Source organism: Actinoplanes sp. NPDC051633 (genome assembly GCF_040681735.1).
Lineage (GTDB): Bacteria > Actinomycetota > Actinomycetes > Mycobacteriales > Micromonosporaceae > Actinoplanes.
The window spans coordinates 1-1,593 of record NZ_JBFAZH010001497.1 but is presented as its reverse complement, the minus strand read 5'-3'; the positions used below and the strand labels follow the sequence as shown (position 1 = coordinate 1,593).

Sequence of the window (1,593 nt, the reverse complement as noted above, 5' to 3'; positions counted from 1 at the left end):
TTTTTATGGAGAGTTTGATCCTGGCTCAGGATGAACGCTGGCGGCGTGCCTAATACATGCAAGTCGAGCGAACAGACGAGGAGCTTGCTCCTCTGACGTTAGCGGCGGACGGGTGAGTAACACGTGGATAACCTACCTATAAGACTGGGATAACTTCGGGAAACCGGAGCTAATACCGGATAATATATTGAACCGCATGGTTCAATAGTGAAAGACGGTTTTGCTGTCACTTATAGATGGATCCGCGCCGCATTAGCTAGTTGGTAAGGTAACGGCTTACCAAGGCAACGATGCGTAGCCGACCTGAGAGGGTGATCGGCCACACTGGAACTGAGACACGGTCCAGACTCCTACGGGAGGCAGCAGTAGGGAATCTTCCGCAATGGGCGAAAGCCTGACGGAGCAACGCCGCGTGAGTGATGAAGGTCTTCGGATCGTAAAACTCTGTTATTAGGGAAGAACAAATGTGTAAGTAACTATGCACGTCTTGACGGTACCTAATCAGAAAGCCACGGCTAACTACGTGCCAGCAGCCGCGGTAATACGTAGGTGGCAAGCGTTATCCGGAATTATTGGGCGTAAAGCGCGCGTAGGCGGTTTTTTAAGTCTGATGTGAAAGCCCACGGCTCAACCGTGGAGGGTCATTGGAAACTGGAAAACTTGAGTGCAGAAGAGGAAAGTGGAATTCCATGTGTAGCGGTGAAATGCGCAGAGATATGGAGGAACACCAGTGGCGAAGGCGACTTTCTGGTCTGTAACTGACGCTGATGTGCGAAAGCGTGGGGATCAAACAGGATTAGATACCCTGGTAGTCCACGCCGTAAACGATGAGTGCTAAGTGTTAGGGGGTTTCCGCCCCTTAGTGCTGCAGCTAACGCATTAAGCACTCCGCCTGGGGAGTACGACCGCAAGGTTGAAACTCAAAGGAATTGACGGGGACCCGCACAAGCGGTGGAGCATGTGGTTTAATTCGAAGCAACGCGAAGAACCTTACCAAATCTTGACATCCTCTGACCCCTCTAGAGATAGAGTTTTCCCCTTCGGGGGACAGAGTGACAGGTGGTGCATGGTTGTCGTCAGCTCGTGTCGTGAGATGTTGGGTTAAGTCCCGCAACGAGCGCAACCCTTAAGCTTAGTTGCCATCATTAAGTTGGGCACTCTAAGTTGACTGCCGGTGACAAACCGGAGGAAGGTGGGGATGACGTCAAATCATCATGCCCCTTATGATTTGGGCTACACACGTGCTACAATGGACAATACAAAGGGCAGCGAAACCGCGAGGTCAAGCAAATCCCATAAAGTTGTTCTCAGTTCGGATTGTAGTCTGCAACTCGACTATATGAAGCTGGAATCGCTAGTAATCGTAGATCAGCATGCTACGGTGAATACGTTCCCGGGTCTTGTACACACCGCCCGTCACACCACGAGAGTTTGTAACACCCGAAGCCGGTGGAGTAACCATTTGGAGCTAGCCGTCGAAGGTGGGACAAATGATTGGGGTGAAGTCGTAACAAGGTAGCCGTATCGGAAGGTGCGGCTGGATCACCTCCTTTCTAAGGATATATTCGGAACATCTTCTACGAAGATGAGGGA

At 51.0% G+C, this 1,593-nt stretch carries 1 rRNA gene; it reads left to right on the top strand.

The annotated features are described in order from the left end of the window. Window positions 1–2: 2 nt before the first annotated feature. Window positions 3–1,553: ribosomal RNA gene (locus tag AB0M20_RS42465) — 16S ribosomal RNA — on the top strand. Window positions 1,554–1,593 lie beyond the last annotated feature (40 nt).